Origin of the sequence: Corallococcus sp. EGB, assembly GCF_019968905.1 — a bacterium.
Classification (GTDB): Bacteria; Myxococcota; Myxococcia; order Myxococcales; family Myxococcaceae; genus Corallococcus.
In genome coordinates, this window is sequence record NZ_CP079946.1 from 4,609,004 (window position 1) to 4,624,725 (window position 15,722).

The 15,722-nt window shown below is 70.3% G+C and carries 14 protein-coding genes; 8 read left to right on the plus strand and 6 right to left on the minus strand.

Features of this window, described 5'->3' with window-relative positions; genetic code table 11:
• Positions 1 to 126: 126 nt before the first annotated feature.
• The 3 genes from KYK13_RS19265 to ald all read right to left on the minus strand — a co-directional run bounded on the left by KYK13_RS19265 (position 127) and on the right by ald (position 3,059).
• A complete protein-coding gene (locus KYK13_RS19265) occupies positions 127 to 978 on the minus strand; it encodes an anti-sigma factor (protein WP_223646275.1) in 852 nt (283 codons plus the stop codon).
• A gap of 52 nt (positions 979 to 1,030) precedes the next feature.
• Positions 1,031 to 1,672 (minus strand): sigma-70 family RNA polymerase sigma factor, encoded by a 642-nt coding sequence (locus KYK13_RS19270; protein ID WP_370645426.1) that lies wholly within the window; start codon positions 1,670 to 1,672, stop codon positions 1,031 to 1,033.
• 259 nt (positions 1,673 to 1,931) lie between these two features.
• Positions 1,932 to 3,059 carry an alanine dehydrogenase gene (gene ald, locus KYK13_RS19275; RefSeq protein ID WP_223646277.1) on the minus strand — a complete coding sequence of 376 codons (1,128 nt, stop codon included), beginning with the start codon at positions 3,057 to 3,059 and terminating at the stop codon, positions 1,932 to 1,934.
• Between the two features lie 181 nt (positions 3,060 to 3,240).
• Between ald and KYK13_RS19280 the strand changes: the two genes are divergently transcribed.
• A complete protein-coding gene (locus tag KYK13_RS19280; protein WP_223646278.1) occupies positions 3,241 to 4,551 on the plus strand; it encodes a radical SAM protein in 1,311 nt (436 codons plus the stop codon).
• A 32-nt stretch (positions 4,552 to 4,583) separates the two neighbouring features.
• Positions 4,584 to 5,282, plus strand: coding sequence for a hypothetical protein (locus tag KYK13_RS19285; RefSeq protein WP_223646280.1), 699 nt, complete (start codon positions 4,584 to 4,586; stop codon positions 5,280 to 5,282).
• 19 nt (positions 5,283 to 5,301) lie between these two features.
• Here the strand turns inward: KYK13_RS19285 and KYK13_RS19290 are convergent, their stop codons facing one another.
• Positions 5,302 to 6,171: a response regulator gene (locus tag KYK13_RS19290; RefSeq protein WP_223646282.1), complete on the minus strand. Its 870-nt coding sequence runs from the start codon at positions 6,169 to 6,171 to the stop codon at positions 5,302 to 5,304.
• Positions 6,172 to 6,351: 180 nt separating this feature from the next.
• On the opposite strand from KYK13_RS19290, the gene KYK13_RS19295 reads away from it, so the two are divergent.
• From KYK13_RS19295 to KYK13_RS19320, 6 genes are all read left to right on the plus strand, one after another.
• Positions 6,352 to 6,834 carry a chemotaxis protein CheW gene (locus KYK13_RS19295; protein ID WP_223646284.1) on the plus strand — a complete coding sequence of 161 codons (483 nt, stop codon included), beginning with the start codon at positions 6,352 to 6,354 and terminating at the stop codon, positions 6,832 to 6,834.
• Positions 6,831 to 7,253 carry a Frizzy aggregation protein FrzB gene (locus KYK13_RS19300; RefSeq protein ID WP_223646286.1) on the plus strand — a complete coding sequence of 141 codons (423 nt, stop codon included), beginning with the start codon at positions 6,831 to 6,833 and terminating at the stop codon, positions 7,251 to 7,253. Before KYK13_RS19295 ends, KYK13_RS19300 begins: the two co-directional genes overlap by 4 nt.
• 5 nt (positions 7,254 to 7,258) lie before the next feature.
• Complete coding sequence (locus tag KYK13_RS19305; RefSeq protein ID WP_223646293.1) at positions 7,259 to 8,521, plus strand: methyl-accepting chemotaxis protein; 1,263 nt, start codon at positions 7,259 to 7,261, stop codon at positions 8,519 to 8,521.
• 68 nt (positions 8,522 to 8,589) lie between these two features.
• Complete coding sequence (locus KYK13_RS19310) at positions 8,590 to 10,887, plus strand: hybrid sensor histidine kinase/response regulator (protein ID WP_223646294.1); 2,298 nt, start codon at positions 8,590 to 8,592, stop codon at positions 10,885 to 10,887.
• A gap of 10 nt (positions 10,888 to 10,897) precedes the next feature.
• Positions 10,898 to 11,929, plus strand: coding sequence for a chemotaxis protein CheB (locus tag KYK13_RS19315; protein WP_223646295.1), 1,032 nt, complete (start codon positions 10,898 to 10,900; stop codon positions 11,927 to 11,929).
• The gene (locus tag KYK13_RS19320) at positions 11,923 to 13,704 is read left to right on the plus strand and encodes a protein-glutamate O-methyltransferase (protein WP_223646296.1); all 1,782 of its coding nucleotides are present in this window, start codon (positions 11,923 to 11,925) and stop codon (positions 13,702 to 13,704) included. The genes KYK13_RS19315 and KYK13_RS19320 overlap by 7 nt, the downstream gene beginning before the upstream one ends.
• A gap of 30 nt (positions 13,705 to 13,734) precedes the next feature.
• Here KYK13_RS19320 and KYK13_RS19325 read toward each other — a convergent pair whose 3' ends face one another.
• Together KYK13_RS19325 and KYK13_RS19330 are read right to left on the minus strand one after the other, a co-directional pair.
• The gene (locus tag KYK13_RS19325; RefSeq protein ID WP_223646297.1) at positions 13,735 to 14,058 is read right to left on the minus strand and encodes a polyhydroxyalkanoic acid system family protein; all 324 of its coding nucleotides are present in this window, start codon (positions 14,056 to 14,058) and stop codon (positions 13,735 to 13,737) included.
• Positions 14,059 to 14,162: 104 nt separating this feature from the next.
• The gene (locus tag KYK13_RS19330) at positions 14,163 to 15,635 is read right to left on the minus strand and encodes a deoxyribodipyrimidine photo-lyase (RefSeq protein WP_223646298.1); all 1,473 of its coding nucleotides are present in this window, start codon (positions 15,633 to 15,635) and stop codon (positions 14,163 to 14,165) included.
• Positions 15,636 to 15,722 lie beyond the last annotated feature (87 nt).

The following is a 15,722-nucleotide window of genomic DNA, read 5'->3' on the forward strand; positions in this document are numbered from 1 at the left end:
GCGCGCGAGAGTGAAGACGCCGTCGAGGCTATCGGCCATACCTGGGACCGTCAATCTTCACACCGGGCGCAACGCCCGGTATTCAGTTGAGCAGGCGACCGCCCGAGCCCTCGCTGTCCGAGGGCTTCAGGGCTGTAGCGACACGGGCTGCACGCTCACCGCGGGCTTCACCTGCGCGGGGCGCGCGAGACCGTTGGAGCGGTGCTCCTGATCCCGCAGCATCTGCAGGATGGCGGCGTCATCCAGGTCCGTCACCAGCTCATAGGTGACGTCCTGATCACGCCACGTCACGACGTTGTACGCCTGGCTCGAGTCCACGGCGACGTTCTCCACCGTGGGGCCCTCGTCCTTGATCACCCGCTGCCCCGTGGCCGGATAGACGAACACGCCGATGTTGCGCTTGGGTTCGGTGGTGGCGCGAGGCTGCGTCTCGTAGCTGACGTAGACGACCTCCTGGCCGTTGAGCGTGGAGAAGCGCGCGCCCACGGGCCGCGCCTGCTGCAGGCGGGGCAGGGTGATGCGGTGCTCCACCTTGTCGTTGAACCACGCTTCGATCTGCTCCGGCGTGCCCGCGACGAACTCCAGGGGACGCTGGCGCGTGTGGCGCTGCACGGCCTCCAGGATGGTGGCCTTCTGCGCCTTGCCGGACTGGTACAGCATCCAGCCGCCGCTCACGGTCACCACCACCAGGGCCAGGGCCCCGGCGCGCAGCCACTGGTTCACCTGGGCGCGGCGGTGCTCGCGGTGCAGGCCGGACTGGATGCCCGCGCGCAGCGACGCCGGCGCGCGCGTGCCCTGGGTGGAGACAGCGTGCTTCGCCGCGCGGCGAAGCGTCTGACGCAGCTGCATCTCCTCGTCCACCCGCGCGACACAGGCGGCGCAACCTTCGAGATGCGATTCCACGTCGTGGCGTTCCTCGGGCTGGAATTCGCCGTCGAGGTACGGATACAGCAACCGCTCGAGTTCCTGGCAGGTCATGGGCGCTCGATGAGGTGGTCCGGAGGGAGTGCGACGCCCCTCCAACCTCTTTCTAGCCTGCCTTCTTCCTACGACGGTACTCTTCCAGGTCCGCCGGAACCTGCACCGGCTCCCCGTCATGCCGGAAGACGCCCTGACCTTCCGCGTACTCGCGCAGCGTCTTCTGCAGCAGCTTGCGGCCGCGGAACAGGCGGCTCATCACCGTGCCCACGGGGCACTCCAGGATCTCCGCGATCTCCTTGTAGGAGAACTCCTGGAGGTCCGCCAGGATGACCACCAGCCGGAAGTCGATGGGCAGCGAGTCGATGGCCCGCAGCACGTCGTCCGACAGGAGCCGGTCGAAGAAGTACTGCTCCGGGTTGGCCGCGAAGTCCGTCGCGTCCCGGCTCACGAAGCGCTCATGCACCGCCTCGCGCTCCACGCCCTCCACCACCGTGCGCTCCTTCACCTTGCGGCGGTAGCGGTTGATGAAGGTGTTCGTGAGGATCTTGAAGAGCCAGGCCTTGATGTTGGTCCCGCGCTCGAACTTGTCGAAGAAGCGGTAGGCCCGCATGCAGGTGTCCTGCACCAGGTCCTCGGCGTCGCGCTCGTTCTTGGTCAACCGGAGGGCCGCCGAATAGAGCGGATCCAGGTGCGCCAGCGCCAGCTCTTCGAATTCCTGCTTCGTCCGGTTGGGTTGCCTGAAGTCCAGCATCATGCTCCCGCCTTCCAGGGGCCCGAAATGATTGGGGAATGCGTCGCCTGTCTAACGGTCAATCTATGCACCGGAGCAGACGGGTCAACAACGCTTTCCCCTGCCACGCCGCCCGCATGCCCGCTTCTGGGGTGCGGAGACGCTCGACAGGATCATTTATTCCACAGGATGGGAACCGGAGGGGACATCCGTCCCAGGGGCCGGTGCCGACAACCGGCCAGCACGAGGCTGGCCGGCTGAAGGGGAGGCAGGCGCTGCGTTACTTCTTGCCGCCGAGTGCATCCATCAGGGGCACGTAGTCGTACCCCATGTCCTTGGCGACGGCCTCGTAGGTGATGTGGCCGTTGTAGGTGTTGATAGCGCGCTGGAGGGCGCGGTCGCCCTTGATGGCCTCCACCAGGCCCAGGTCCGCGATCTTCCGCGAGTAGGGGCGGGTGGTGTTGGTGAGCGCGAAGGTGGACGTCTGCGGCACCGCGCCGGGCATGTTCGCCACGCAGTAGTGGACGACGTCGCTCACGGTGAAGGTGGGGTTGTCGTGCGTGGTGGGCTTGCAGGTCTCGATGCAGCCGCCCTGGTCCACCGCCACGTCGACGACGACGGAGCCGGGCTCCATCTCGCCGATGAGCTCGCGCGACACCAGCTTGGGGGCCTTGCCGCCGGGGATGAGCACCGCGCCGACGACGAGGTCCGACTCGCGCACGGTGCGCGCGATGGACTCCGTGTCCGAGGCCAGCGTCTGCGCGCGGCCGAGGAACACGTCGTCCAGGTAGGTGAGGCGCTCCAGGTTCACGTCCAGGATGGTCACTTCCGCGCCCATGCCAACGGCGACCTTGGCGGCGCACAGGCCCACCACGCCACCGCCGATGACGGCCACGCGGCCGCGGCGCACGCCGGGCACGCCGCCCAGCAGGATGCCCTTGCCACCGTGGGCCTTCTCCAGGCACGCGGCGCCCACCTGGATGGCCATCTTGCCGGCCACCTCGGACATGGGCTTGAGCAGCGGGAGGCTGCCGTCGTCCAGCTGGAGCGTCTCGTAGGCGACCGCGGTCACCTTCTTCTTGATGAGCGTCTTGGTGAGCTCCGGATCCACGCCGGCCAGGTGGAAGTACGTGTAGACGATCTGCCCCGGCTGCATGCGCTCGTACTCGGGCGCGATGGGCTCCTTCACCTTGACGACCATCTCCGCGCGCTTCCACACCTCATCCGCGCTGGAGATGATCTGCGCGCCGACGCGCTGGTACTCCGAATCCGGGATGCCGGAGCCGACGCCAGCGTTCGTCTCGACCAGCACCGTGTGGCCCGCGCTGGTGAGCGCGCGCACACCCGCAGGCACCATGCCGACACGGTACTCACGGGTTTTGATCTCCTTGGGAACTCCGACGATCACGACTGCCTCCGACGAATGGGGGACTGCCTGGAAAGCGTGGCGGACCCATAGACCAGCGCATGGGCGCTTTCAAGGCGCGCCCCGGCTCCGCGACGTGCCGGCCGTGATGGGCCTCATTCATCCATCCACATGACGCGAGGCGTTGGACGCATGACGGCCGACCCGTGTTAGTTAACGGCGCATGACGCACGCGCCGAAGCTGCTCTTCGCGGACCCCAAGGGCCGGGTCATGGAGCATCCCTACCTCATCGCCACGCTGCGAAGCGGCGAGGAGCTGGTGCCCCCGCAGGACAAGCCCATTGCCCTGCCAGCGGCCGGCCGCCTGGTGCACCTGCCTGGACGGCTGCCCGTGGGGCTCAACCCGGACACGGGCGAGCTGGAGCTGGTCCGCGAGATGAAGGTGGGCGGCAAGACCTTCGTGCCCAATGCCGTCGGCGCGCTCCTGCCCCCCGGCTACACGCGCACGTTCCTCCCCGGCGAGGTGAAGGGCAGCGGGCCGGTGCTGCCGCAGTGGGCGTACACGGCGGCGGCGTGGGGAGAGAAGGGGCCGCTCGCGTGGGCCATCCACACCGACCGTCGCTCGCACTGGGAGCCGGAGTCGTACTCCACGCCGGAGCTGAAGGGCCTGGTGAAGGCGCACATGGAGCGCTTCCCGGACAGCCGCGTGCTCAAGCAGCTGAAGACGTGCGCGCTCTTGTACCGGTGCTTCACGTCGCAGAACATCTTCTACGCACGCGACGAGGGCGCCATCCCCGCGTCGGTGATGTGCAACGCGCGCTGCGTCGGCTGCATCTCGGATCAGCCCGCGGATGGCCCGCCCGCCTCGCACGAGCGCATGGATGACGGCCCCTCCGCGGAGGAGATGGCGGCCATCGGCCTGTACCACCTGGAGAACGCGCCGGGCCGCACCATGGTGAGCTTCGGCCAGGGGTGCGAGGGCGAGCCGCTCACGCGCTGGAAGTTCATCGCGGAGTCCATCCGCCTGATGCGCGCGAAGACGGCCAAGGGCTCCATCAACATCAACACCAACGCCAGCCTCACGCACGGGCTCGCGGCCCTGCTGGACGCGGGGCTGGACGCCGTGCGCGTGTCGCTCAACTCCGCGTCGAAGGGGCTCTACGAGGCCTACTACAAGCCGGTGAAGTACGGCTGGGAGGACGTGGAGGCGTCCATCGCGCTGGCTCGCGAGCGGGGCGCGTACCTGGCGCTCAACCTGCTCCTGTTCCCCGGCGTCACCGACCGCGAGGGCGAGGTGCAGGCGCTGGAGAACCTGGTGCGCAGGTACCGCGTGGATCAGGTGCAGACGCGCTCGCTGTGCATTGATCCGCTCCAGTACCTGGAGGTCGCGCGCGGAGTGGGCGCGGGCGGTGAGCCGGTGGGGATCCGCGCGCTGCTCCAGCGGCTGAAGGCGGCGCGGCCGGGGCTGATCATCGGCAACTTCGCGCGCGGCCTGGATGAGCGGGAGAACGCCGCGGGCGTGCTGGAGGTTTGACCCTCCGGGAGGTAAGGGCTACGCAGGGCGGCATGTCCGCCTCCTCCCGTTCCGCGTTCCGCCTCGCCGTCTTCTGTCTCTCCTCCGGTGCCGTCCTCGGTGCGTGCAGCAAGGCACCCGAGGAGCCGAAGTTCGACCACGGCATGAAGAAGCCGCTCGTGCGCAAGCTGCGCGAAGACCTGGCGGAGACGCCGTGCGACAAGGCGAAGGCGCAGCAGCTGGCGCAGCTGCTGCTGGACACCGGTGACACCCAGGGCCTGGCCCGCGCGACGGACACGTTCACGGAGAGGTGCGGCCCGAACATCGTCCTGCTCCAGCTGGCGTACACGGCGCACGCGCGCGCCGGTGAGAAGGAGCAGGCGCTGAAGGCCGCCACCGGGCTGGTGACGGCGCAGCCTGAAAACGCGAGCTACCACGTGTGGCGCGGCCTCTCGCTGGAGGCCCTGGCGCGCACGGAGGAGGCCGCGGCGGACTACCAGAAGGCCTTCGACCTGCAGCCCGGCCAGCGCCCCATCCTCAATGCGCTGGTGAAGTCCTACGACGCGCTGGGCAAGCCCTGCGAGGCATTGGCCGCGTACCAGCGCTTCGTGGAGAACGCGAAGCCCTCCGAGGCGAAGTCCGCGGAAGTGCAGTCGCAGCTGCGGGAGCGCGCGAGCAGGACGAGCTGCCCGGCGCAGGAGACCGCGCCGTCCGATGCGGGCGCGAAGCCGGAGGCGGCCGCGAAGCCCTGAGGGGGCCCGGGCGGGGCGGCTACTCGGCGCCGGGGGGCATCAGCTCCTTGGCGACGAGGTTGCCCATCACGGCGTCCTTGGGGATGTAGCCGTCGGCGCCGGCCTCGCGGCAGATGCGCTGGAGCTCCTCGACGTTCTCACCGGAGCACAGCAGCACCTTGATGCCCTTGAAGAGGCTGTTGCTCTTGATGAAGCGGCAGAACTGTTCGCCGTTCACGTTGGGCATGCGCACGTCCAGCAGCACCAGGTCCGGGCGCGTCTGTTTCTTCAGGATGATCTTCGTGGCCTTGTCCGCGGTGTCCGCGACGTGGACCTCGAAGCCCTTGGACACGAGGTCCGCTTCGATGATCCGCGCGGTCATCTCGCTGTCGTCCACGATGAGGATGCGCGGCTTGCGTCCACCCGCGGCCATGGGGGCCTTGGGGAGTCCGCCGGAACCCGTGGCGGGTGCGGCCGGAGCCGCCGCGGCGGCGGCAGGGGCGGCGGCCAGGGCCGGGGCGGGGACCGCGACGGGGATGTTCAGCGCCGGGGCGCCGATGAGCCCCATCACGCCGCCCAGCACGCCCTCCAGGCCTCCGCTCTTCAGGATGTAGCCGTCCGCGCCGGAGTTCTTCGTCTTCGCCTCCAGCTCCTGCTCGGAGATGTCGGAGTAGAGGACGAGCTTGGCGGTGACGCCCTTCTGCTTGCGGAGGTACTCGACGACGTCGTCGCCGAACATCTCCGGCATGTTCACGTCCATGAGGATGAGCGCGAACGGGCCCTCGGTGAGCTTCTGGTCGAGCGCGGCCAGATCCTGCGCGCCGCTGGCCTCGTAACCGGCGGCGGTCAGGGCCCGGACGGTGAGCTCCAGAAGCATCGGGCTGTCGTCAATGACCAGTACGCGGGACATCGTCCTCCTCAGGGGCTGCCAGCGCACAACCCTACACCTTTGGGTCACGCCGGACCATCGAAACGGAGAGCAGGCGGGCTGTCCTGCCCCGGACGATGGACCCTTGACCCCCTCTTTCCTCGTCTTGGATACTTCACTGCCTTGACCTCGACCTCCTCTCCCCTCCAACGCGCCTTGCGCATGGCGCCAGATCGCACGGTGGCCGCCCAGGCCCGGCCGGAGCAGGAATTCTTCTGTTTCCGCGTGGGCGATCTGCGCTTCGGCATCCCCAGCGAGAACGTGCTCGAGGTGATGCGCGCCGGGCTGCTCACGCCGCTGCCACGCACGCCGTCCTTCATCCTGGGCGTCACCGGCCACCGGGGCCAGGTGCTGCCGGTGGTGGACCTGTTGCGCTTCCTCAGCAAGGGCGAGGCGCGCATCGGTCCGCGCACCCGCATCTTCGTGGGCGTCAGCGGCAGCTACGTGTCCGGCGTGGTGGCGGACACCGTGCTCGGGCTGCGCCGCGTCCCCGTGGCGGACATCCTGCCGCCGCCGCTGGGCGGTGATCAGGCCGCGGAGCACCTGTTGGGCGTCGTGCAGGGGGCCGGGCCGCAGGACGGCCTCAACCTGCTCAACTTCTCCAAGCTTCTGCAGACGGCCCGTCAGCGCGCGGTGGTGCGATGAGCGCCAATGTCCCGCGCGAGGAGCCGGCCTCCGGGCTGGACGCGGACCAAGCCCCCGCCCTGGCGGAGGTGGACATCCTCTTCTTCCAGATTGGCGATTCGGAGTACGGCACGGACGCGTCGTCCGTGCTGCGCATCGACCGGGCGCTCCCGGATGATCTGACCGTGCGCGACCTGGGCCTGCCCCACAAGGGGCACCGCGCGCTGGTGTTCGACACCCCCGAGGGCGAGGGCCACCTGAAGGTGGACGCCGTCAACGGGGTGCGCTCCATCCCGCTCGCCGGGCTGCGCCGCATGCCGGCGGCGGCGGCGGCGGCTTCGTATGCGGTGGGCGTCTGCCTCGGCGTGGATGAAGAGGCGGCACGTCCCGTGTTGCTCATTGATTTGGCGGAAACCTTGAAGACGCAAGGAAGGCACTGACACACATGTCCCTGGAGAGCCCCAACGAGAAGCCCGCGAAGTCCCGCGGCGCGAGGAAGACCCCGGGCGCGAAGGCCGGTGCGGACACCGCCGGCGTCGCGAACACCGTGGTGGATCCGCTCAAGCCCTTCACCGACACGCTGATGTCGGTGCTGTCCGGCAACCTGAACGCGCGCGTCCCGCAGGACCGCGTGCAGGCGGACCCCACGGGCTTCGGCCACCTGCTCAACCAGGTGCTGGAGCAGTTCTCCTCGGCCGAGCACCGCAAGCAGGTGGCGGCCCAGGAGATTGATCAGGCGCTGGACTCGCTGATCATCCTGGTGCGCGAAGGCGACCTGTCGCGCTGGAACACGTCCACCGAAGACCCCCAGCTGGGGCCCCTGCTGGAGGGCTTCGGCAAGGTCATTGAAACGCTGCGCATCTTCGTGCGGGAGATCAACGAGGCCGCGCTGCGGCTGTCGTCCTCCGCCAACCAGGTGCTGGCGGCGTCCACGCAGCACGAGACGTCCTCCACCGAGCAGGCCGCGGCCATCCACGAGACGACCGCGACCATGGAGGAGCTGAAGCACGCGTCCGCGCAGATCGCGGAGAACGCGGGCAGCGTGGCGCGCGTGGCCGAGGAGACGCTGGGCGCGGCCCGCGCGGGCCGGGGCGCCATTGGCGAGTTCATCCAGGCCATGCAGCAGATCCGCAGCGACGGCGTCGCGGTGGCGGACTCCATCTCCAAGCTGTCCAAGCGCGTGGAGCGCATTGGCACGGTGGTGGAGGTGATTGACGAGATCGCGGACCGCTCCGACCTCCTGGCGCTCAACGCGGCGCTGGAAGGCAGCCGCGCGGGCGAGGCGGGCAAGGGCTTCTCCATCGTCGCGGCGGAGATGCGCCGGCTGGCGGAGAACGTCCTGGAGTCCACCAAGGAGATCAAGAACCTCATCACCGAGATCCGCGAGGCCACGCAGGCCGCGGCGGGTGCGGCGGACGCGTCCAAGCACGCCACGGAGTCCGGCGAGAAGCTGGGCGCGGTGGCGGCGCAGGCCGTGGAGGGCATCCTCGCCGGCGTGCAGGAGACGAGCGACGCGGCCCGGGTCATCAACCTGGCGACCCAGCAGCAGCGCACGGCCACCGAGCAGGTGGTGGCGTCCATGGCGGAGATTGAAGACGTGACGCGCCAGACGACGCAGGCCTCGAAGCAGGCCACCGGGGCGGCCGCCGAGCTCACCCAGCTCGCGGGCCGGCTCGCCGAGCTCATCAAGCGGTTCAAGGCCGACTAGCAGTCGTTGTTCTCCTGAGGGGAGAAATGGGTCGAGGGGCGCCACCAGCGCCCTGACGCCCGCGACCCATGGACACCGAGGCCCTCAAGAAATCCCTCCTGAAGAAGTTCCAGGAGGTCACGGCCGATCGACTCCAGAAGATCCAGCTGGGAGTCATCGACCTGGAGAAGGAGACCGCGGATCAGGCCGCGGACGACGTCGCGCGCGAACTGCACACGATGAAGGGCGAGGCCCGCATGTTGGGCCTGGCCGCCATCGGGCAGCTCGCGCACGCCGCCGAGGACGTGCTGCGCGCCGAGCGCGAAGGCAAGACGGCCACCGAGACGGCCACGGACGTCATGCTCCGCGCGTGCGACGTGCTGTCGGACCTGCTGGAGGACCTGGACGCGGCCCACACCGGCACGTCCGCCACCGAGGAGATGGTGAAGGCGCTGTCGGACGTGTCCGGCCACCCCGTGCCCGCGCTGGGCCCGGTGCGCAAGCCCGCCGCCTCCGCCGCGCAGCCGCCCGCGCCCCCCAAGCCCGCGGCTCCGGTGGCGCCGCCCCCCGCAGCGGCCCCGCCCGTGCAGGCCACGTCCCGCACGCCGGAGCCCGTGGCCATGCCGCAGCCCGCGCCCGCGGCGGCGAAGGAGGAAGACGCCCCCAGCGCCGCGAAGAGCAGCTCCATCGCGGACCGCAGCATCCGCGTGAACGTGGAGGTGCTGGACTCGCTGGGCCTGCTCGCCGGCGACCTCTTGGTGGAGAGCGCTCGCGGCCGCCTGCGCAGCTCGGAGACGGCGCAGCTCTTCGAGCGGTTCAGCCGCCTGGGCGACCGCTTCCTGCGCATCTCCGAGGACGTGGACGTCCCGGACGTCATCCGCAAGGAGCTGGAGCGCGCGGAGGCGGACCTGCACATGCTGCGCGACGACGCGTTCCGCTTCGTGCGCCGCAACGGGGACGGCATCAACACGCTGCACGGCAACCTGGCCCAGCTGGCGGACCACGTGGCCGAGGCGCGCCTGGTGCCGCTGTCCACCGTGTTCGACGCGTTCCCTCGCGCGGTGCGCGACATCGCGAAGACGCAGAACAAGGAAGTGGACCTGGTCATCGAGAACGCCGACATCGGCGTGGACCGGTCCATGCTGGCGGACGTGCGCGACGCGCTGGTGCACCTGTTGCGCAACGCGGTGGACCACGGCCTGGAGTCGCCGGACTTCCGCATGCAGATGGGCAAGCCCGCCCTGGGCCGCATCCGCATCCGCGTGCGCGTGGACGGTGACATGCTCCACATCGAGGTGGAGGACGACGGCCGGGGCATGGACACCGAGCGGCTCAAGCAGGTGGCCATCAACAAGCGCCTCTTGTCGCCGGTGCAGGCCGCCGCGCTGTCGGAGCGCGAGGCCATCGAGCTCATCTTCCGCCCTGGCTTCTCCACGCGCGAACAGGTGAGCGAGCTGTCCGGCCGCGGCGTGGGCATGGACGTGGTGAAGCGCAAGGTGGAGACCCTGGGCGGGTCCGTGGGCGTGCAGAGCCGCCAGGGCCGCGGCACCACCATCACGCTGCGCCTGCCGCAGTCCCTGGCCCTCATGAAGGTGCTGCTGGTGCGCCTGGGCGACGACGTCTACGGCATGCCCGCCGCGGACGTGGTGGCCGTCATGCGCGTCAAGCCGGATGACCGCATGGAGGTCTTCGGCACGCTGGCGGTGCGGCACCGGGGCAAGCCCACGGCGCTGGTGGCGCTGGGGCCGCTGTTGGGCCTCAACGGCGGCAACCGCTTCGACAAGCCCCCCGCGGTGGTGGTGCGCCACGGCGACGACTACGCCGCGCTGGTGGTGGACGGCTTCGTGGACGAGCGCGAGGTCGCGGTGAAGCCCTGCGGCGGCGAGTTCCTCAAGGGCGCGCCGTTCATCGCGGGCACGGCCGCGCTGGAGGACGGGCGCATCGCGGTGCTCCTGCACGTGCCGGACATCATGACGGAGGTGCGCCGCATGGCCCGCCCCGTCACCCAGGCCCCCGCCACGCGCCGGCTGCGCGTGCTGCTGGTGGACGACTCGCCCATCGCTCGCGCGACGGAGGGCGCGCTCGTCAAGGCGCTGGGCCACTCCGTGGAGGAGGCACAGGACGGTGAGGAGGCGTACGCGAAGGTGCAGACGAACACGTACGACCTCATCCTCACGGACGTGCAGATGCCGAAGCTGGACGGCTTCTCCCTCACGCGGCGGCTGAAGGGCACGCCGGCGGTGGCGCGCATCCCGGTCATCATCCTGTCGTCGCTCGCGTCGCCGGAGGACAAGCGGCGCGGTCTGGACGCGGGCGCGGATGCGTACCTGGTGAAGGGCGAGCTGGGCGTGGAGAGCCTGGCGCAGTCCATCGATCGGCTGACCTGAGGAGCCTCTTGTGGGCGGCGGCACGGCGGTGACGGGGCTCGCGTTCCGGGTACTCCTGGTGGGGCGGGGTCTGCGCGCGTTGGTGCGCGGGCTCTTCGACGGCGAATCGCTGGTGGCCGTGGGCCCGCCGGAGGCGGACTTCGTGGGCGCCGAGGGCGTGGTGCGCAGGCACTTCCCGGACGTGCTGCTGGTGGACCTGACGTCCTCGGAGGCGCTGGGCGCCATCGAGCGCATCATGGCCATGCGGCCCACGCCCATCCTCGCGCTGCACCCGGGCGTGCTCACCGGACAGCAGGCGTTCCAGGCGCTGGCCCTGGGCGCGCTGGACGTGATGGACCGGCCCATGAGCCCGGGGCCGGACTTCTGGCACGCGGTGAACCGCAAGCTGGTGATGCTGTCCCAGGTGAAGGGCATCCGCTCTCCGCCATCCTCGTCCCGGCAATCCAGGCCGGCCGTGCAGGAGGGGCCCACCGCGCCGTTTCCCCTGGTCGCGTTGGCTGCCTCGCTGGGTGGGCCGAAGGCCGTCGCGACGGTGCTGCGGATGATTCCGCGGGGCTTCCCCGCGCCCATCGCCTACTGTCAGCACATCAGCCAGGGCTTCACGGAGGGCCTGGCGCACTGGCTCTCCACGGAGACGGCGTTGCGCGTCGTCGAGGCGACGCACGATGCGTTCATGGAGCCGGGCACGGTGTACATCGCCCCTTCGGGAGGACATCTGCTGGTGAAGTCGGACGGCCGTCTGGAACTGGATACTGGACCTGCCCTGCGGGGCTTCCGTCCCTCGTGTGACATGCTGCTCACTTCGGCGGGCGAGGCTTTCGGCCGCCGGTGCATCGGCGTCATCCTGACGGGCATGGGCCGCGACGGCGCCAGGGGCTTGAAGGAGATTCGCGAGCGGGGCGGGCGCACCATCGCGCAGGACGAGGCCACCTGCATCGTCTACGGCATGCCGCGCGAGGCGGTGCTCCTGGGCGCGGCGCAGCAGGTGCTGCCGCTGGACGTCATCGCGCCGACGCTCGTGCAGTGGGTGGACGCGTGCTGAACGTGGGCAACAAGGTGCTCCAGCAGCTGTCCGCGCTCCTGCTCGAGCGCGCGGGGCTGAAGATCACCCTGGATGGGTACCACAGCCTGCGGCTCGCCCTGTCCACGCGCATGCCCGCGCTGGGGCTGAGCGACCCGGAGAAGTACCTGCAGAAGCTGATGAGCGCGAGCGGGGAGGAGGAGCTGCGCGCGCTGTTGCCGCTGGTGACGGTGGGGCACACGGAGTTCTTCCGCGACGCGAAGCAGTTCCGCGCGCTGGAGGAGAGCGTGCTGCCGGAGCTGCTCGCGCGGGCGCGGCGCGAGATGCGCAAGGTGTCCATCTGGTCCGCGGGCTGCGCCACCGGCGAGGAGCCCTACAGCCTGGCGCTGGTGATGGCGGAGCTGGGGGCGCTCGCGGTGGAGGTGGACCTGTGGGCCACCGACCTGAACCTGGCCGCGGTGGAGGCCGCGCGGCAGGGGCGCTTCTCCTCGCGGCGCGCGATGGCCATTGGACAGGAGCGGCTCAAGCGCTTCTTCCGGCCGGTGGAGGACGGCTACGAGGCGTCGCCCATCCTGCGCGAGTACATCCGCTTCGACGGTCAGAACCTGGCCGCGCCGGTGTTCGACAAGGTGGCGCCCGCGTCGCTGGACCTCATCCTCTGCCGCAACGTCATCATCTACTTCGACCTGCCCACCATCCGCGGGTTGATGGACCGCTTCCTCGCGGCGCTGCGGCCGGGCGGGCTGCTCTTCCTCGGGTACTCGGAGAGCTTGTTCAAGGTCTATGACCGCTTCGAGATGATCGAAGTGGACGGCGCGTTCGTGTACCGGCGCCCCCTGGGCGAACGCCCGCAGGCGCTGCCACCCCTGGCGCCGCTGACGGAGGCCCGTCCGGGCAGCCCGGAGTCCTTCGCCCTGGAGCTGCGTCAGCGGATGCAGGCCAGCGCGGAGACCGCGGCGAGGCTGCGCACCGCGAGCGCCACCGACGCGGCCCGGGCTCCGGACGCGCCCGTGCGCAGGCCCACCCTGGAGTTGCCCGCGGTGGGGGCGCTGACGGGGCGCCGCACCGGCGAGTACCCCGCCGTCCGACCGGCGCCGACCCGCACGGGGGAGTTCCCCGCGCTTGGGGCCGAGCCGTCCCGCACGGTGGAGCCCCCGCGCCGGCCCGGGACGGACCGGCCCTCCGGTTCCTTCGCGGCGGTGCGCGTGGAGCCGCCCACGTCCCGGCCCCTGGCGGAGGCGCCTCCCGCGCGGCCCAGTGGTTCGTGGCCGCAGCTGCTGCCGCCCGCGGAGCGCCTGAACATGGCCGTGCGCAAGATGGCGCAGGGCGACTTCCCGGCCGCCATCGACGGCGTGAAGCGCCTGCTGGTGGACGAGCCCTCCGACCTGGACGCGCTCCTGACGCTGGGCAACCTGTACTCGCTCACCGGACGCATCGACGATGCGCGCGACACGTTCGCGCAGGCGCTCCAGCGCGAGCCGCTGTGCGTGGAGGCGCGCATCTTCGGCGGGGTGGCGGCGATGCAGGCGGGGAGCCTGGCCGAGGCGCGCTCCGAGCTGGCCAAGGCCCTGTTCCTGGAGCCCACGCTGGCCATCGGTCACTACCTGCTGGCCCAGGTGCAGGAGCGCACGCAGGACTTCGAGGCGGCCCGGCGCAGCTACCGCAACGCCGTCGCGCAGCTGAAGTATCCGCAGCGCCCGCTGGCGGGGCACTACCCGGAGATGCTCGACTCCGCGGAGTCCATCTCCCGCGCGGCCCGCTATGCGCTGGCCGCGCTGGAGGAGCAGCCGGGCTGAAGACCGCGGCCCGGCGCACGTCGGGCTTCGTCAGTCCAGGTTGCTCTTCACCTGCTCCAGGCTCTTGGACGGATCCAGCACCGAGCCGAACTTCTTCTGGATGTACGTCTTGGCCTGGTTGCGCAGGAGCATGCCGGGGTCGGTGCCCTCGCCGGAGATGGCCTTGTCCGTGATGACGAAGCTGGCGTCCAGGTTGATGCCCATCACCTTGCCGACCAGCTTCGCGCCTTCTTCACCCTGCCAGTCGGACTTCACGCCGTACTTGTTGCCCCAGTACTGCAGGAGCTGCTCGACGCGCTTCTTGACCTCGTCCTTGGGAAGGCTGTGGGGGACCTCGAACTTCATCGTGCCCATGGCTGACTCCTGATTCATTCCGCGAAAGCGGGTGCGTCCGTCCGGTTTAGTGACCCCGGGCGGGAAAGTGAACCGCTGTCTTCAGGGGGATGTCCACCGGCGACCTACCGGGCCGCTCCGCGGGGCCTCCCCGCCTTCCGGGGGACCGGCCTCGACTCCTCGGTCCGGGGGCCGCCCCAGCGCTCCAGGTATGGACCCAGGTCGAATTTCGCCGCGGTCCGCTGGGAGCTCATGGGGCGCACCTTTCCAATCACCGGGCGCTCCTGGAAGGGCCGGTCGTGCAGCCCCAGGACCCACATGAAGTTGGCCACGCTCGCCGGGTCGCGTCCGTCCACCGCGTAGGTGTCGTTGAGCCTCGCGATGCGGGCCAGCGCTTCCTCGGGCGTGGCGCTCCACTCCAGGATCTTCTTCCCCCAGAGCATGCGCAGGTAGTTGTGGATCCGCCCGCGCTCCCGCAGCTCGCGCTGGGCTGCGTTCCAGAGCGCGTCCTGGGTGCGGCCCTGCTCCAGCTCCTCGTCCGTGTAGAGATGCGGGCGCGGATCCTTCCGGTGGCGCGTCAGCGTCTCGCGCGCCCACGCGGGCAGGGAGTCCACGCTCAGCTGCTTCGGGCCGGGCGTGTGGAAGCAGTAGTTGAAGCCCAGCTCGCGGCGCACGAGCAGCTCCTCCACGAAGGCCTGCACCGCCGGGTGGTCCTTTCCCTTCGCCGCGATGGCCGCGCGCGCCGCCTCGCCGGGGAAGAGGTTGCCCCAGTGGAAGTAGGGCGACAGGTTGGACTGCTGGCCCAGGCCCGGATTGTTCCGGCCCGTGTCGTAGCCCTCCAGCCGCTGGTCGAGGAACGCGTCCAGGGCCTTGAGGCCCGCCTTGCGTCCGCCGCGCTCGGGCAGCGGCTTCACGGAATGGTCCAGCGCGAACGTGTCCAGCGCGGCCCGCGCCTCCACCGCGTCGGACAGCTCGAAGTCCGGGTGGAGCTTCGCGCCGGACACGTGGGGGCGGCGCTTCGGCAGCGTGCGCTCCAGGTACTCCGGCCACAGCTTGCGCAGCTTGGGGCGCAGCGCGTACGCGCCCACCTGGGCCGCGGGGATGCGCTGCATGGGCACCACGCACGACGCGTCCACCGCGAGCAGCGGCACGCGCAGCGCTCGGGCCGCGCCGCGCAGGTGGCCTGGGATGATGTATGTGGGGAACAGGTCCGACACCACGGCCGCGGCGCGCCGGCCCAGGCTGGCGATCCGGTGCGTGTGTTCCTTCTTCGTGCGCGGCAGCTCCAGCCAGTACGGCAGGCCGCGCGCGGCGCAGCCCTTCGCCATGTCCGCCATGCCTTCCAGTGCCCACGCGTGTAGCCGCTCCGAGGCGTAGGGGTAGTCTGGACGGATGGCCTGATAGACGACGACGGGCAGGCCCAGGTGGTTGCCCAGCGCGATGGCGGCATCCAGCGCGTGGTTCTCCTCCCAGCGGTGATTGACCATGCACCAGTAGAGGACGAAGTCGCGCTGGCCGGGAGGGAAGGGGACTGCGTTCACCGCCTGTACGCGGGCGGAGTCGACGCCGAGTTCGGACCACGAGATGCCTTCAGGCATGGGCTCGCGAGAATCTTCGACGCGCGGCGGAAAACCAACACGTGCGCACCGGTTGTGGTTTTCTGCCGGACGGCCGGACCCAAGGAG

Bases quoted from the DNA above. Each gene is read 5' to 3' on its own strand.
- KYK13_RS19265 (WP_223646275.1), bottom strand. From the start codon at position 978: ATGACCTGCCAGGAACTCGAGCGGTTGCTGTATCCGTACCTCGACGGC.
- KYK13_RS19270 (WP_370645426.1), bottom strand. From the start codon at position 1,672: ATGCTGGACTTCAGGCAACCCAACCGGACGAAGCAGGAATTCGAAGAG.
- KYK13_RS19280 (WP_223646278.1), top strand. From the start codon at position 3,241: ATGACGCACGCGCCGAAGCTGCTCTTCGCGGACCCCAAGGGCCGGGTC.
- KYK13_RS19285 (WP_223646280.1), top strand. From the start codon at position 4,584: ATGTCCGCCTCCTCCCGTTCCGCGTTCCGCCTCGCCGTCTTCTGTCTC.
- KYK13_RS19290 (WP_223646282.1), bottom strand. From the start codon at position 6,171: ATGTCCCGCGTACTGGTCATTGACGACAGCCCGATGCTTCTGGAGCTC.
- KYK13_RS19295 (WP_223646284.1), top strand. From the start codon at position 6,352: ATGGCGCCAGATCGCACGGTGGCCGCCCAGGCCCGGCCGGAGCAGGAA.
- KYK13_RS19300 (WP_223646286.1), top strand. From the start codon at position 6,831: ATGAGCGCCAATGTCCCGCGCGAGGAGCCGGCCTCCGGGCTGGACGCG.
- KYK13_RS19305 (WP_223646293.1), top strand. From the start codon at position 7,259: ATGTCCCTGGAGAGCCCCAACGAGAAGCCCGCGAAGTCCCGCGGCGCG.
- KYK13_RS19310 (WP_223646294.1), top strand. From the start codon at position 8,590: ATGGACACCGAGGCCCTCAAGAAATCCCTCCTGAAGAAGTTCCAGGAG.
- KYK13_RS19325 (WP_223646297.1), bottom strand. From the start codon at position 14,058: ATGGGCACGATGAAGTTCGAGGTCCCCCACAGCCTTCCCAAGGACGAG.
- KYK13_RS19330 (WP_223646298.1), bottom strand. From the start codon at position 15,635: ATGCCTGAAGGCATCTCGTGGTCCGAACTCGGCGTCGACTCCGCCCGC.